Raw genomic sequence first — 15,752 nt, 5'->3', positions numbered from 1 at the left:
CCCCTAAAATGTCTAATGCTGTATATTTCGTCAATGGACTTACCGCTTGTTTACTTTGCGGCTTGTCCAGTCGCCGATAAATTGGATCAGTTGTACGAGCACAATCAGAATGATTACTGTCGTATACATCACCTGATTGTCATAACGGTAATAGCCGAAACGGATCGCCAGATCGCCAATACCGCCGCCCCCGACAATTCCCGCCATCGCTGAATAGCTCAGCAGGCTGATCGCCGTGATCGTTAGTCCGGAGATGATCCCCGGTTTCGCTTCCGGCAGCAAAATGCCGCGGATAATGAGCCAAGGCTTCGCCCCTGCGGCGATTGCCGCTTCAATGACTCCTTTGTCCACTTCCCTCAGGGACGTTTCCACCAGCCGCGCGAAGAACGGGATGGCCGCTACCGACAACGGAACGATGGCTGAAGTTGGGCCAATCGTATTGTGAAGCAGCGCGAACGTAAAGGGAAGCAGCAGCACAAGCAGAATAAGAAACGGTACGGATCTGATAATATTCGATATGACGCCTAAAATAAAATTCAGCCACCGATTCTGCCAAAAGAGGCCCTTGCTCGTTACAAACAGCAGCACGCCCAGGGGAATCCCAAGAATAATGGCGATGATCATCGAGACCCCAACCATGTACAGCGTTTCCCAGAACGCTTTGATCATATCGGGCAAAATGCTTTGATATCTGTCAAGCCATTCGCTCATGGCTTCATCACCTCCACTCCGGCTGTCTTCTCATCCAGCAGCGCAACCGCCTTGTCCACTTCTTCCCGCTCGCCGGTCAGCTCCATCACAAAGAATCCAAGCGGGGCATCCTGAATGTATTCGATCTTCCCATGCAAAATATTGCCCTTAACCTGGCAGCTTTGCAGTACATCGGATACGACAGCCTCTTCCGCCTTCGCTTCGCGGAACAAAATTTTGACGATGGTCCCGCTGCTTGATTTCATCAGCCGATCCGGCAGCGAAAATTGCATCACCTTGTCGATAAAGTCGCGGGTGAGCGATTCCTTCGGATCGGAGAAAATCTGGTAGACTCCGCCTTCCTCTACGATACGTCCGCTCTCCATAACCGCAACCCGGTTGCAGATTTCCTTGACGACTTCCATCTCATGGGTAATCAGCACGATCGTAAGATTGAGCTTCTTGTTAATCTCCTTCAGGAGCTCCAGAATGGATTCCGTCGTCTTCGGATCAAGCGCGGAAGTGGCCTCGTCGCAAAGCAGAACATGCGGATCATTGGCAATCGCGCGGGCAATGCCGACACGCTGCTTCTGCCCTCCGCTAAGCTGGGCCGGATAGTAATCCGCTTTGTCGAGAAGGCCTACCAGATCGAGCAATTCCTTTACCCGACCGGGAATATCCTCCTTCTTCTTTCCGGCTGCTTTCAAATTAAACGCCACATTCTCGGCTACAGTTTTGCTTGTTATCAGATTAAAGTGCTGAAAGATCATGCCGATCTTCTGGCGCGACAAACGCAATTCTTCCTTGGAGAGCTTGGTAAGCTCCACTCCGTTAACGACTACCTCTCCCCGGGTCGGCTTTTCAAGCAAATTCATACAGCGAAGCAGGGAGCTTTTACCCGCGCCGCTATAACCTACAATGCCATAGATATCTCCTTTGGCAATATGCAGGTTAACTTCATCAACAGCCGTTATCATTTTTCCACGGGAACGGTACTGTTTGGTTAAACCGATTAATTCAATCAAATCCCTGACCTCCATATTGTCTAAAGCATATATGCGCAAAATGGACTGGCCATATCCCTAAATCTCTTCAATTAATCTTATAAGCTTACTAGGGTATAGTCAATCTTTTTTTCCGGCGTCTTTCGTTCCTGACTTGATTTATGCCGACCAGTCTTCTACGGTAAAAATAGCCTCTTTCAGCGCTTCCGAAGTCACTTCAAAAGGCATGTTGCCCATCGTCCCCTGCGGAGACAAAGCAATTCGGATAACCTCCGCCATTTCGTCTTCCGATAAAGCCCGGTTGAGCCCAAGCTGTTTCAGATTGGCGGGAAGCCCTGTCTCCGTATAAAAATCAAGCAGTTCCTTAACTTCTTCCATAGGCCGTTTTTCAAGTGCCAGCTGCACCAAAATCCCATAGGCCACTTTCTCGCCGTGGTATGCATGGTGCATTTCCGGAATCGCCGTCAGTCCGTTGTGAACGGCATGAGCGGCAGCTGAGCGGCAGTTATCTTCACCCAGGCCCGCGACAAGACCGCTGAACAAAAAGATGGCGTCGATGACTTGCTGCAGCGCCTTGGAAGAACGTTTCGCCTTTGCGTCTTCCAGCGCCTGGGCACTATGGGCAAGCAGCGTCTCATAGCAGATTTTTGCGGCCTGAATACCGCCGACGGTCGGCAGATGGCCGCTTACTCCCGAAGAGCTGGCGAGCGTTTCGTACCATTTTGCAATCGTATCCCCAATGCCGGCTGCCAAATATCTTACTGGCGCTCCCGCAATGAGACCGGTGTCCACCAGTACAAGCAGGGTGTTGCGGTAAAAGACCCGAAAATCGATATACACCCCTTCTTCCGTATACATCACCGATAAATTGCTGACGGGCGCACATGTTGCCGCCAATGTAGGAACCGCAACAAGAGGAAGCCGGAGATCGATGGACAACTTCTTGGCGGTATCAATGACCTTTCCTGCCCCTACGCCAACAATGAGTTCGGTCCCCTCCGGAACAAGCTTCCCAAGCCGTGCTACTTCTTCATAAGAACATTCGCCGCGATAATGCTCTATATGATAGCTGACTCCTGCTTTCTCCATACTGGCTGTCAGCCGTGTTCCCGCCTGCTCCCAGGACTTCCGGCCTGTTACGATAAACACGCTGCTGCCGTATTTTCCAATCCATTCTCCGGCTGTATCCAGCAGGTTGTCCTCATGAATGTAGGCATTCGGTGTTCCTGCAACAAAATGAACTCCATCCACGCTCGTCTCTCCCCCTCTTAAAAAGAATACAGTTTCAGCAATAAAAACATTTTATATCGATTTTATGCCTACTTGACCCCGGGGTAAAGACTTTTCGTGGATATTTATTAAAATTCCTGAATGTTCCTGTCGAATAAAAGCATTAAATTTCCAAACTTCTTCCCGCAAATTGATATTTTTCATTGTTAAGACCCAGGTTGAGTGTATAACATCGTGCTATTATAGCCTATTGGAACAATCATCTTGAATTATTGGAACCTTTTTTTCGCTACACATAACTCATCAGCCCTAAGCGATTCCCGTTCCCATATCATTCATGCGGATTTGGTTCAATGGCTGAAGCAAAACGATGAACACTACGACATCATCTGTTTAGATACCGGCAATGGGCCTGACTGGATCATTTCGGACACGAACGGTGGTTGCTTTTCCTTTATAGAATTGTTCAGCTCCACTGAAAACTTATAAATTCTATAATCTTCACAAAAACCTCCATCCCAATTTCGGATGGAGGTTTAATGTTGCCAGGTTTTTAGGCAATTTTTCAGTTATTACTTGCCGTTAACGGTAAGTTGTCCTTGTTCAAGGATTCTGTCTTTCACAACAGATGTTTTGGAGCCTTTAATGTTCAGCAGGAAGCTCGGTGCAAATGTGGAATGATGATCTTCAAAGTAGCCTCTGTTCGTCATGTAGCTGGTGATGACGACATTGTTGCCTTTGACTTGCGGAATTGCAAAGTGAGCGTATGTCCAAGTGATATCGTAAGGATTCAGATCCTGATGCAGTACAAGACCCGAGCCGTTGAGCGGCTTGTAAGGACCGGTCAAAGAATCCGCTACATAACCGAACATGTAGATGTCTTCTTTGTCGACACCATCCACGATCATTTTGGCTCCGCGCGAGCTGGTGAACAGATACCATTTGCCGTTCAGCTGGAATACGTTGGCCCGTTCGATCTCATCCGTGACGGTATTTGAAGCAAGCAGCGGCTTCAATTCTTTTTTAAACGTATAATCGTCATTCAGCTCAATGATACCGAGCGCACCGTTCGCAAGCTTCGCAAGTTCCTTGCTAGGGCTTTGCAGCAGCCAGTTTCTTTCGGCTTCGAAGAACTTTTTGTTGCCGCCATAGTAAGCCCGATTGTTGAACGAATCCTCACCCTGATAACCGGTTTCTGTACCCGTATTCGCTTCGAAAACAAGGTATTTGCGGCCGTTCTCTTCCACATAGTGAGGATCTCTCAGCGTATGGTTGTCGTTGTAGTTCTTATCTGCACCGCCGAAGGCTTGGTCAACCGTTTGATAGTTTTTGCCTTCTCCGCCGTCATAGATCGATTTGAAATCTTCCACGCCGTCGACTTTCAGAGTACCGGCATTCGGCTCGGATACATTGATTTGAGCCGTCGTCAACGTTTGCTTGCCGTAAAATCCGCGTCCCTCATCCCAAGGATGACGGTTCGTGTAGAACAAGCGAACTTTGCCGTCTGATGTCATGGTGGCGGAACCCGACCATTCTTCCGCTTGGTTGTTCAGAATCGTGTCGTTCGGTACGTATTTGTCGCTGTCTTTGAACACTCGACCGGCACATTTCCAGCTGTCCAGGGAGTTCTCGCCGGCTTTTTTATAGAACAGGTAAATAAATGTATCCGATCCTCGTTTCGGGTCTCCCGCCAAACCGAAGACGATATTGTAGCCTTTATAATTTGCTACGGTACCGTCCGCATTTTGCAGCGGCCAAGTGTCCCAAACATCCATTTCAATTTTGTTGCCATTTTCATCGACTTTTACTGCGGAAGGAATATTCCGGATTTTCGACGCGTCGAATTGAGGCACTTTGAATTGCTCGTTCTTTTGCTGCTCAGGCAATTTCAACATGTCGGAGCGGAGAATGTGGGAAAAGCCGTAATCCTCTTTGTAGACCGTCTTGCCTTGCGCGAAAGCTTGAGGTACGCCTCCTACCAGAATTGCTGTCGCAAACGTAACTGCCGTTGCTTGCTTGACCAACGTTTTGAGTTTCATGATGCATTCCTCCATTTTCTTAAAAAAATTTATAACTAAAAACTTGTAAATATGTATGGCATCCTCCATTGCTTAGTGAGGAGACGATACTTTTTGATTTACAGGTTCTAGTCAACCAATGATAGACTTTCGAAGTTTCCTCCTATCACGTCTAGCCGAGCTCAGGGCAATTGTAACAATTTTTTAACCTTTTTCATATTTGAAATTTTTAGCAATTATCTTTAGTCTATTTCGAAAAATAGAATTGCTATTTTTTCCATTTTTGATAGCAGCAAATTTTGTTTCAAGTAATGATCGTAATGTTACCGCATTCATAAATCTATGGAATTCAAGCTGCTTTATCGCTTCGCATGCGTTAAATCTCGTTTTCATCTCCAAATATTTTCTGCAAAGTCTTAAATTGCTTATTTCTTCTGTACCCATGATATTTAATTTTATTGAGTAGATTTTCGCAGCGATAATCAATGTTTTCTCTATTTATCTCTCGTTTTCTCTAGTATTCTATGTATTTCATTCGTGTTCCGAAACTGGTGGATAAAAAATGTAATTGAGTAATAATCATGCTGCAAAACGTTCAAATCGATTCTCACCTATACGGCTTTCCACAAGCTTATTTGGACAAATAAAAAAGCACTATCACTGGGATAGTACTTTTATCCATTAAAATTCGTAGCTGCTTTAAAAATGGCTTCTAATAATCCAGAAAAACGAGATTCTAAATCCCCTTTGCGAAGGGAAATGAATCGCTGTGTTCCTTCTATTCGTGTGTTAATTACTCCTGACTCTCTTAATACTTTTAAATGATGGGAAAGTGTCGATTTGGGGATGTTAATTTCAAATGCACTACAAGATTTTTCGGCAGTTTTTTGTAATTCCATTACAATCTTTAAACGAACGGGGTCGCTTAATGCGTACATGATTGTTGTCAGTTGAATATCTTCTCGATTAGGATGGTGTAATGTTCTCATACTTGTATTATAGCAGATGCTATGATATTATTCAAATGTTCGATTATATTGGAACATTTGAATATAAAATTTTGGAGGTAATAAAATGACTATTCTCGACCAATATTTTGAACTATCCTATCAAGCAGGGCATGACAAGGTAGCCTTTAAGGAATTAGTGAACTTATTTTCCGATAAAGCAGTAGTACGTCCAGCAGGTGGGGCAGAAATAAAGGGAAAAGAATCAATTGAAACTTTTTATAAAGAGTTTTTCAGAAAAAATGTAGTTCTCCACCATGTATGGGCAACTCAAACATCCGAAGACAAACTTACAACAGCTTGGGCTGTTGCTGGCCGTCGGGCTGATGGAACCGTTTTTGCTTTACAGGGAACTGATATAGCAAAACTTGATCCGGAAGGGAAAATTCAAACTTTGGATGTGCTTATTTCTAAATAACATTATCAATTACATAAGGCTATTGCTGACGAAGGCATTAGTTGAAATGAATGGAGAGTCATCATTATTTTGATGGCTCTCCATTCATAATAGGGCATTATATTCACATATTAGGCTTGTTTCTTGACTATTAATCTTCTCAAAATGCCTGAATGGATACAAGTTAAAACCCTTCATACACCCTTTCAAGACACTTTATGCTCGATCCGCAGCTTGTCGGCCACCATTGCGATGAACTCGGAGTTCGTTGGTTTGGATTTGCTGATGTTGATCGTATAGCCTAACAGGTGGCTGATCGAGTCGATGTTGCCGCGCCCTTGTGTATCAAGGGTTTGGACGGGCAATCGTGTACTGTCAATGAGGTTACTTCAATTATATAATCAAACCACTAAAAACGAATATTTATCGGGTTTCAGCAGAAGTGTTTATGAGCTTTAAGAGTAGTGGATGAATGTTTATTATGCCCTTCTGGAGGAGGTTTCATCAATAGCGATCCGCTTCACGTTTGACACATCCAGTTCCGACATGGCTTTGTCCACGTAGTAGTGGAAGATCCGCCACATACGGGTATCATGGAGCAGCGGCGTTAACCGGCATTTCGGACATCAAGCGCATAGCCCAGGCTTCGAACAGCAGCGTGAAATGCGAAAGAGGCCTGGCCCACTTGGCATAGACTTGAGTCAATTTGCTGCAGGAGGGACACTTTACCCGTGGCATTCTCGCATGCATGAACGTTTTCCATTGATGTCGCTGTCATAGGCCCTGCATGCAGCCCCGCACAGGGGCATGTAAATGCAGCGCCTCGTTCAAAATCCAAGTCCAAATGCCACGCTTGGTCCTGATCGTTGAATTCAACATGAGTTATCTTCCAAGGATCTTCCAATTGTAAGGCCAGTTTGAACATTTCCATGATGATGTTTTCATTACTGCTAAATGAGGTTCACATTTGCCAATCTGCTCCTATTCACGTATTACTGAGCAGTATTGACTACTTTTCTATGATTCAACCATTAAGTATAGCGACGAAGCAAAAAGATCGATAAACAATTAAACTAGTTTACCGATCTAGATATAATATCAATTTTTATCGTTACTCGCTGAATATATTAAAAGTACAGCAATAATTACTAATAAAATAGGTACAACAAACCATGAGGAACTAATATTAAAAAGATTATACCTGAATGCACCTACATTAACATTGTTGGAGTAATGTACTGACCTTAGCCCCGAGATGATAAATCCTGTACAAAGAATTATTACAGCGGAAATTAGCGATGTACATCCCAAAAAGATCCTAATCATAATTTACCTCCTTTTGAAAATAATTCTACCTAAGAGATATTATACTCTCTTAGGTAGAATGTCTAGTTAATTAGAAAGCGTAAGATAAATTAGTTGCAGTTGTGCTATACCATGTGAGACCGTTTGAATACATGTCACCATTTCCAAATTGATGACTGGCAGAGAAGGAAAGAATTTTATTGGTGGCGTTGATCAGTGCTCCATGACCTACCGTAAATTTGGAGCTCGCTAATCCGTATCCAGAATATAAACTTCCGTTTCTTAAGTAATAATTTGTAGTTAGTCCAGTAGTTTTGTCGCCTAATCCTTGCATAGTAGTTGATGATTTGCCTTGCCACGTATAATTAAAACTTAATTCAATTCCCGTTCCGCTAACATTTGCACCAATTTGATATTCAGTGCCACTATCCAATGACAGTCCAGTTGTATTAGGAGACCAACTTATAAGATAGTTTGAACTTGAATTGGTTCTAATGTTGGATTTATAACCAGCCGTCCAGACAGAATTATTTGAATCTGCTACTCCTGCTGGAGCTATCTGAGAGTCAGCTTTAACAAAAAAATGTGTGCCTGTTGAATTTGCGTACAAAATATAATCAGTTACAGCTTGACCAGCAATATAACTTACATTAGATCCCCCTGGTGGGGTATAGGAACCATTAACTGAAAATGTCTTCCTAATGCTGGTCAATATGTCGCCTACACTAGTGGTAGAGACAACATCTTGATTATTCTTAGATATTTTTCTATTCATATCGTCTTTAAATTCTTGAACAAATTGATTCTCATCTTCTGTATTCACAAATTTTTTAAATGATTTAACCTTGCTCATATCAGCAATAGGTTCCTCATTTTGAAGAACGGTAATTTTACCATTTGCATTATAAACAGCTATCAAAGTTGTTTTGCTTGGAACGATAATATTCTTTTCTTCATTTATCAATGAATTAGTGTCAGAATTTAATTGTGCGTCAGGATTAATTTTGGAAAACTCATCATCTTCTAAGAATAAAGGAATGTGAAGCGGTTGCAAAATCGCTCGATAAAGCGGTAATTTATCAATAACTTCTCCTTTGAATATGATGGTGTTCCCAGGAATATTTATAAAGCTTTTTAATTCATTTATGTTGTGACTAAATTCACTTAGTTTTACAGTATCTAGGTTGTATTCCATCGTAGTGGAATCTGTGGTGGCGGCTTTAGCGTTATTAATAGATGCAGAAGAATAAATAAAGGTTAATAAGCCAAGACATAGAACAAATTTAAAAATTCTCAAAATAACTCCTCCTTATATTATTTTCGTCGGCCCGACAACTATTATTATACACTAAAATTATACAAATGGAATAATATATGTAATATTTTCAAAATAAATAAAAATACATATTGTATTATAATATGTGTTTTACATACTGTCTAATGTGTCTCGATTGAACCCGTTTCGCATCTTCAATTTGAAAATGTTCCTTCAGGTAAACACCAAACAACTTTAACGTTTGCTCGTAACTCGCTAATGTCTTTTTTGCCAAGTTCCTTGATCTACAGTAAAGCATAAAATTTTTGATTTGGAACTGAAAATCCGTCATAAATAAAAACACTCCTTTGTTGGTGGTTTTTGCCCACAGTGAACAAAGGAGTGAAATTTATACATGTACCAAGAAGATATTTGTTGGTTTAAAACCAATAGAATCAAACATTTATACGCAAAATTGTTCTGAATGTAATCTTTTTTCCAAAACCAGTAATCCCTTGCTGTATCAGTCTTCTTCCGGCTTTCACGACACCTTATGCTCGATCCGCAGCTTATCCGCCACCATCGCGATGAATTCGCTGTTCGTCGGCTTCGATTTGCTGATGTTGATCGTGTAGCCGAACAGGTGGCTGATGGAGTCGATGTTGCCGCGCGTCCATGCGACCTCGATCGCATGGCGGATGGCGCGTTCCACGCGGGAAGGAGTTGTTTTGAATTTTTCGGCGATGGCCGGGTACAGCGTTTTGGTAATGGCGCCAAGAATCTCGATGTTGTTGTACACCATCGTAATCGCTTCACGAAGATACTGGTAGCCTTTAATATGAGCGGGGACACCGATTTCATGAATGATCGACGTAATATTGGCGTCCAGGTTTTTGCCTTTGGCAAGAGGAACTACATTATTGGATTTCACAAACAATGAAGAAGCCGGCGCATTTCCCGTAGTCAGTGCCTGAACGTTTACAAGCTGACGAATACGGCTGGCCAGTACGTCCATATCAAAAGGTTTTAAAATATAATAAGAGGCCCCGAGCTGTACGGCCCGTTGGGTAATGTTCTCCTGACCGAATGCGGTTAGCATAATAATTTTAGGCTGAGGATTCAAATTCATTTCACGCAAACGTTCAAGTACGCCAAGTCCATCGAGATGAGGCATAATGATATCCAGTATGAGTACATCAGGTAATTTAGCTGCCTGTTCAATGGTTTGAAGCACTTCTTCCCCATTATAAGCAATGCCCGAGACGATCATGTCGTCTTGTTCGGAAATATATTCCGCAAGTAAATTCGTAAATTCCCGATTATCGTCCGCCAACAATACCTCTATCTTTTGCAAGACTGTTTCCTCCTTAGAATGTGTGAATATTTCTGTAGTTTTTTCCTCTGGTAATATCTTTTCGACACTGCTGGCGGAATCCCTTCTGTCGAAAATTATTTTTCTTTATTTTTTTTTAATACTGAGATATAATTATTTATTTATCTACATAATCATTGTTTTTTCGTTTTGTTTCGACATATTCAGAAAGAAAACAATCTTAAGGGGTCATCCCGCCTTAAGATTGTTTTCTTTCTCGGGAGCGATTGTAATTCCGGCATCCCTCAGCATCCATTCAATAAAGCAGCCATATCCCGATTTTGGGTCATTCACAAAAACATGGGTAACAGCGCCGATCAGTTTGCCGTTTTGCATAATTGGACTGCCGCTCATTCCCTGCACGATCCCGCCTGTTTTATTAATCAGCTTCGGATCCGTAATCCGGATCACCAAGCCTTTCGTTGCAGGCGTATTCTGCTTCGTCACATGCACCACTTCTACTTTGAACCGTTCCACCTGCTGGCCGTTTACAACCGTCAGAATTTCGGCAGGGCCTTCTTTCACCTCTTCGGCAAAAGCGACCGGTACCGGCTCTCCGTAGAGACTGTGGTCAGGATTCCGATTCATTTTTCCGAAGATCCCGAAATTCGTGTTGCGTTCGATCGTTCCAAGCTGCTTGCCTTCTTTAACAAAGATAGCTCTTTTCTCACCTGGTTCCCCATTTTCGCTTTTTGAAATGGAAGTTACACTGGATTGCACAACCTGGCCGCTGCCCACCACAATCGGTGTCTGCGTGTTCATATCGGTAATGACATGGCCGAGTGCACCGTAGACTCCCTGCTGCGGCGCATAAAAAGTTAAAGTCCCAACCCCTGCAGCAGAGTCACGAATATAAAGCCCGAGTCTCCAAAGTTTGTCTTTCTCATCGTACCCCGGCGTCAGCTTGGTCGTTCTTACTTCATTGCCGCGTTTATAAACTACATCAATTGGTTTCTTGCTCCTGCCGGCTTTCTCCACAATGCCGGTTACTTCTTTGGCATCTTTAAGCTTTGTCCCATTCAAATGGGTAATTAAATCCCCCAGTTTGATTCCCGCTTCTTCACCCGGAGAAACTTTACCATGAGCACTTGTGATCTGATGATGTCCCACAACCAGAATCCCGTCCGATTTGACCTTTACCCCGATTGTTTGACCGCCAGGTATTACTTTCAAGTCTGGAAATACATCTACGCGTACGGTCTTATAAGGGAATTTGCCGAACAGCTTCAGCTTCAAATCGGTACGGCCGCTGGTCAATGATGTGAGCTTCAGAGGGTGCCCCGGTTCCACCTTAGCCTCAAGTCCAAGACGCCCATTCATGGCGACGACGCCCGGACGATTGAGTGTAGCCTGAGCCCCGGCCGGCAGCGTAAGCTGTGCTGCCTGTCCTTCGAACATGCGGAGCTCACTGGTCAGAAGTGGGTGTTCCGCAGCTGCTGTGCTGCCAAGGAAACAAAAAAAGAAAGCAACGAAAAGACCGAGAATTCTGTGCTTAAGGTTACGGTTCAATGGCTGTCACGCTCCCTTTGCTTCTTTCGCTTGACGAAAAGGTGGGTCGCCAATTGCGTAACCTTAAGATACCCCCGGCCAGTCGTTTTATTACTGTTAATCATTGTTCCAAGCTTAAAAAATACCCTTTTGAGCTTGGGCCATATTCAGCATTTCCTGAGCATGATGCAGCGTTCTTTCGGTAATTTCGACCCCGCCCAGCATGCGCGCAAGCTCCTTGATCCGCCCTTCCTCGCTAAGCGGTTCGACCACCGTCATCGTTCTGTCGTCCAATACCGTCTTCTCAATCAGAAACTGTTTATCGGCCATGCATGCCACCTGCGGCAAATGGGTGATCGAGAAGACCTGGCACGATGCCGAAAGCTTGCACAGCTTCTCCGCAATCGATTGGGCAGCTCTGCCGCTAACCCCGGTATCCACCTCGTCAAATATAAGCACAGGCACCTGATCATGCTTTGCAAATATACTCTTGAGCGCCAGCATCATCCGTGAAAGCTCTCCGCCGGACGCGATTTTGCTAAGCGGTCTTAACGGCTCGCCCGGGTTCGGGGATATGAGAAATTCCGCTGTATCCATGCCCTGCTTCCCCAAGCGGATTGCTTTGTCCTTCCATTCAACCCCGGAAGGATCTTCGATTACACCAAGCTCAACCTTTAAGGAAGTCCGCTGCATTTGCAGGTCCCTGAGTTCTCCTTCAATTTGAGCGGCCAGATCGGCGGCGCAGCTAGATCTTGCCGCGCTGAGTGCTTCGGCTTCATCAAGAAGTCGCTTAAGAAGCGTTTCCCGTTTAGCCTGCAGCTGATCCAGAATTTCATCTTTGTTCTCCAAAGTTTCGGTTTCCCGGCGAATGTTCTCATAATAATTCAGAATAGCTTCAACGGAATCGCCATATTTGCGGCGAAGCGAAGAAAGTTCGTCAAGCCGGTCTTCAACTTCCCGCAGCCGCTCCGGATTGAATTCCAGGCTGTCGCGGTAATCCCTGAGAGCAAAAGCCGCGTCCTCAAGCTGGTAGTAGGCAGTCTGAAGCTGCTCAACAAGCGGGCTGATCTTTTTGCTGTCGTAATCCGAAATGTCTTCAAGACGGGAGATCGTCTTGGCAATCGTATCCAGACCTTGCTGACCGTACAACAATTCGTATGCTCCAGAAACGGAATCCATCATCTTCTCGCTGTGGGATAGTTTGAGCTTTTCTTCGGCCAGTAATTCATCTTCGCCTATTTTCAGTTTCGCAGCAGCGATTTCTTCCAGCTGAAAACGGTACAGATCCAGCATCTGGAACATTTTCTGACTTGTGTTCCTCAGTTCGTTCCACTCCCGGTTTGTCTTGGCAAACTCGGCGTAAGTCTCCTGATATTTGGCTTTTAGCGGGGCAATCAAGGAGCCTCCGTAAGCATCCAGCAGATCAAGATGACGATCCGGCCGAAGCAGCGTTTGATGCTCGTGCTGGCCGTGAATATTGATCAGCCTTTCTCCTACTTCACGCAGCATGGTCAAATTGACCAGCTGTCCGTTGATGCGCGAAGTGCTTTTACCCTGAAGGCTGATGTCACGGCGGATAATCAAAAGTTCTCCCGGATCCGCGTTCAAGCCGAAATCCTTCAGCTTCTCCCAAACGGGATGGTTTGCGGGCAGATCGAAGGAGGCTTCCATCTCGGCCTTCTCGCAGCCATAACGAATCAGGTCCGCCGACCCTCTGGCGCCCGCGATCAAGCTGAGCGCATCAATAATAATCGATTTACCTGCACCAGTCTCCCCCGTAAGCACATGAAATCCCCGATCAAAGGTAATGTCGACGGCTTCAACGACTGCCAAATTGCGAATCGATAAAGAAAATAACACGCCAGCCCCTCCTAAATTCCTCTTATAGAGTGGAAGTAAGCAAAATACGAGAAAAAATATATTTTCATGTATTTCAAGAAATAAAGCCCATAATCTGCTCAACAACCGAAACGCTATTCTCCTCCGTACGGCAAATCAATAGAATGGTATCATCACCGCAGATGGTTCCCATTATTTCGGACCATTCCATATTATCGATCAGAACGGCTACCGAATTGGCCGTACCCGGCAAGCATTTCATGACAACAAGATTTCCTGTATAGTCGATATGGACAAAGCTGTCCACCAGGGACCTCTTCAACTTCTGTATGGGGTTGTACCGCTGATCGGTCGGCATTGAATATTTATACCGTCCGTCGTCCGTTGGGACTTTGATGAGCAGCAGTTCCTTGATATCCCTTGAAACCGTCGCCTGGGTAACCTGAAAACCGGCTTTCCTGAGCGCATCGACCAGCTCGTCCTGTGTTTCAATGTCCTGTTGGGATATAATTTCGCGAATTTTAATATGACGCAGACCTTTCATGCAATTCCTCCACCTGCCCAAGAGGGCTAGTACTCAATATTCTTCATCTTGAACCAAACGGATCTTTCGAATTTCATTGATTTCGCCATTTATATATAACAATCCTTCACAGTCCGGATAAAGCAGCAGATACGGCAGCAGAGCATCCCGAACCCCGCTTCCCGTCCAGTCCACCGGCTTCCTGTCACGCGCTTCCTTAACCAAAAAGTATTCCCCGTCTTTATGGGCGACATAATCGATAAAAAGCCGGCTGTACAGCAGCTGTTCATCACAATCGAAAGCAAGCGGAACCTTCAGCTTCCCGCTCACTACCTCATATCCGCGCTGTTCCAGCAGATCCACAGAAGGTGTTCGTTCAATCCGTTCATTGACCTCAAAGCCGATGCCCGGCTTGAAGGGAGCAGGTCTGTACAGCCATGATGAAAAAGATCTCCACAGGAGAACAACGACCAGAAGAGCCAATATCGCCATCAGCCATACATCAGATCCAGATCCCACCCGCTGCACCTCACTTTAATGTTTGGATTGCCAATAAAGGAAAGCCTAAACCGTAAGTACATAGCGCTTACACAATTATGCAGAATATTCATCTTTGCCTCTATATTATAGTCAAACAAACGTTCGTAAATCAATCCGAATTATCACAAAAGGCTTCCGGGAGAATGAAAAACTCCGCAGAAGCCTTGTTGTTAACCGCATATTCAGTTTCCAGTGGCACTCTGGAAGGTCCTTGACGCTTGTTCGACCGTTTCCTTGGCCAGTTCGGTCAAACGACCCTGCTCGGCGGAACCTGACCCCGGCACTTCTATATCATTTCCGGCTCTCAAGCCGAAATGAGCCAGAAATTCTATATTTCCTTCTCCCCCGGTAATCGGCGAAAACGTCAGTCCCTTTAAATCCAGACCGAGCTCATCTGCGAAGGTCAAAACGGTAACCAGCACTTCCTCATGCACTTTCGGATCCCTGACAACACCTGATTTGCCGACCTTTTCCCGCCCCGCCTCGAACTGGGGCTTGATCAGCGCGACTATATCCGCAGGCTTCTTAAGCAAGGCCATGAGCGGCGGTAAGATCATCCGCAGCGAGATGAAGGAAACATCAATGCTGGCGAAGTTTGGTGAAGGTCCGTCGAGATCCTCAGGGGTCATATAGCGGAAGTTGGTCCGCTCCTTCACATTAACTCTTTCGTCATTGCGCAGGCTCCAGTCAAGCTGGTTGTATCCCACATCGATGGCATAGACGTATGAAGCGCCATGCTGAAGCGCACAGTCCGTGAAGCCTCCCGTTGACGAGCCGATATCAAGCATGACCCTGTCTCCAAGATCGATCCCGAATGCCTTAATCGCCTTTTCGAGCTTGAGGCCGCCTCTGCTTACATATGGATGTACGGCTCCCTTAACCTTAAGGACACAGTCTCTGGAAAGCTTGGTTCCGGCTTTCTCCACACGTCCATGCTCATCATAGACAAGTCCGGCCATAATGGCGGCTTTTGCTTTTTCCCGACTGTCAAAATAACCCTGCTCTACTAGCAGTACATCAACACGTTCTTTGGAACTTGAACCTGACATTTCTTTCTCCTGTCTTTATCCGATTGATTCATCCC

At 44.9% G+C, this 15,752-nt stretch carries 15 protein-coding genes and 1 pseudogene; 1 reads left to right on the top strand and 15 read right to left on the bottom strand.

What is annotated here, in order from left to right:
- Positions 1-39: 39 nt before the first annotated feature.
- The 5 genes from K7397_RS03515 to K7397_RS03495 form a co-directional block, all read right to left on the bottom strand.
- A complete protein-coding gene (locus K7397_RS03515; protein ID WP_223066562.1) occupies positions 40-711 on the bottom strand; it encodes a methionine ABC transporter permease in 672 nt (223 codons plus the stop codon).
- Positions 708-1,715 (bottom strand): methionine ABC transporter ATP-binding protein, encoded by a 1,008-nt coding sequence (locus tag K7397_RS03510; RefSeq protein ID WP_237690644.1) that lies wholly within the window; start codon positions 1,713-1,715, stop codon positions 708-710. Before K7397_RS03510 ends, K7397_RS03515 begins: the two co-directional genes overlap by 4 nt.
- Before the next feature lie 138 nt (positions 1,716-1,853).
- Positions 1,854-2,945 carry an iron-containing alcohol dehydrogenase family protein gene (locus K7397_RS03505; protein WP_223066561.1) on the bottom strand — a complete coding sequence of 364 codons (1,092 nt, stop codon included), beginning with the start codon at positions 2,943-2,945 and terminating at the stop codon, positions 1,854-1,856.
- Positions 2,946-3,496: 551 nt separating this feature from the next.
- Positions 3,497-4,963: a glycoside hydrolase family 68 protein gene (locus tag K7397_RS03500; protein WP_223066560.1), complete on the bottom strand. Its 1,467-nt coding sequence runs from the start codon at positions 4,961-4,963 to the stop codon at positions 3,497-3,499.
- A 653-nt stretch (positions 4,964-5,616) separates the two neighbouring features.
- Positions 5,617-5,931, bottom strand: coding sequence for an ArsR/SmtB family transcription factor (locus K7397_RS03495; protein ID WP_223066559.1), 315 nt, complete (start codon positions 5,929-5,931; stop codon positions 5,617-5,619).
- A gap of 85 nt (positions 5,932-6,016) precedes the next feature.
- Between K7397_RS03495 and K7397_RS03490 the strand changes: the two genes are divergently transcribed.
- The gene (locus K7397_RS03490) at positions 6,017-6,367 is read left to right on the top strand and encodes a nuclear transport factor 2 family protein (RefSeq protein WP_223066558.1); all 351 of its coding nucleotides are present in this window, start codon (positions 6,017-6,019) and stop codon (positions 6,365-6,367) included.
- Positions 6,368-6,552: 185 nt separating this feature from the next.
- Here K7397_RS03490 and K7397_RS03485 read toward each other — a convergent pair.
- The 10 genes and pseudogenes from K7397_RS03485 to K7397_RS03440 form a co-directional block, all read right to left on the bottom strand.
- A pseudogene (locus K7397_RS03485) lies at positions 6,553-6,681 on the bottom strand (sporulation initiation factor Spo0A C-terminal domain-containing protein); the annotation flags it as partial.
- Positions 6,682-6,937: 256 nt separating this feature from the next.
- Positions 6,938-7,084, bottom strand: a complete 147-nt coding sequence (locus tag K7397_RS22130; protein ID WP_420488748.1) for a helix-turn-helix domain-containing protein — start codon at positions 7,082-7,084, stop codon at positions 6,938-6,940.
- A 658-nt stretch (positions 7,085-7,742) separates the two neighbouring features.
- Positions 7,743-8,948: a hypothetical protein gene (locus K7397_RS03475; RefSeq protein ID WP_223066556.1), complete on the bottom strand. Its 1,206-nt coding sequence runs from the start codon at positions 8,946-8,948 to the stop codon at positions 7,743-7,745.
- A 115-nt stretch (positions 8,949-9,063) separates the two neighbouring features.
- Positions 9,064-9,225 (bottom strand): site-specific integrase, encoded by a 162-nt coding sequence (locus K7397_RS03470; RefSeq protein ID WP_237690661.1) that lies wholly within the window; start codon positions 9,223-9,225, stop codon positions 9,064-9,066.
- A 222-nt stretch (positions 9,226-9,447) separates the two neighbouring features.
- Positions 9,448-10,260 (bottom strand): sporulation transcription factor Spo0A, encoded by an 813-nt coding sequence (gene spo0A / locus K7397_RS03465; protein ID WP_223066554.1) that lies wholly within the window; start codon positions 10,258-10,260, stop codon positions 9,448-9,450.
- A 207-nt stretch (positions 10,261-10,467) separates the two neighbouring features.
- Positions 10,468-11,787, bottom strand: a complete 1,320-nt coding sequence (gene spoIVB / locus K7397_RS03460; RefSeq protein ID WP_223066553.1) for a SpoIVB peptidase — start codon at positions 11,785-11,787, stop codon at positions 10,468-10,470.
- A gap of 114 nt (positions 11,788-11,901) precedes the next feature.
- Entirely contained in the window at positions 11,902-13,626 is a 1,725-nt protein-coding gene (gene recN, locus K7397_RS03455; protein WP_223066552.1) for a DNA repair protein RecN, read from the bottom strand.
- Between the two features lie 73 nt (positions 13,627-13,699).
- Positions 13,700-14,149: a transcriptional regulator AhrC/ArgR gene (ahrC, locus tag K7397_RS03450; protein ID WP_223066551.1), complete on the bottom strand. Its 450-nt coding sequence runs from the start codon at positions 14,147-14,149 to the stop codon at positions 13,700-13,702.
- A gap of 33 nt (positions 14,150-14,182) precedes the next feature.
- Positions 14,183-14,647 (bottom strand): hypothetical protein, encoded by a 465-nt coding sequence (locus tag K7397_RS03445; RefSeq protein ID WP_223066550.1) that lies wholly within the window; start codon positions 14,645-14,647, stop codon positions 14,183-14,185.
- 203 nt (positions 14,648-14,850) lie between these two features.
- On the bottom strand, positions 14,851-15,717 hold the full coding sequence (locus K7397_RS03440) for a TlyA family RNA methyltransferase (protein WP_223066549.1): 867 nt from the start codon (positions 15,715-15,717) through the stop codon (positions 14,851-14,853).
- Positions 15,718-15,752 lie beyond the last annotated feature (35 nt).

This window comes from Paenibacillus caui (assembly GCF_019904135.1).
Classification (GTDB): domain Bacteria; phylum Bacillota; class Bacilli; order Paenibacillales; family Paenibacillaceae; genus Fontibacillus; species Fontibacillus caui.
The sequence above is the reverse complement of the archived record's forward strand: the minus strand, read 5'-3'. Positions and strand labels throughout refer to the sequence as shown.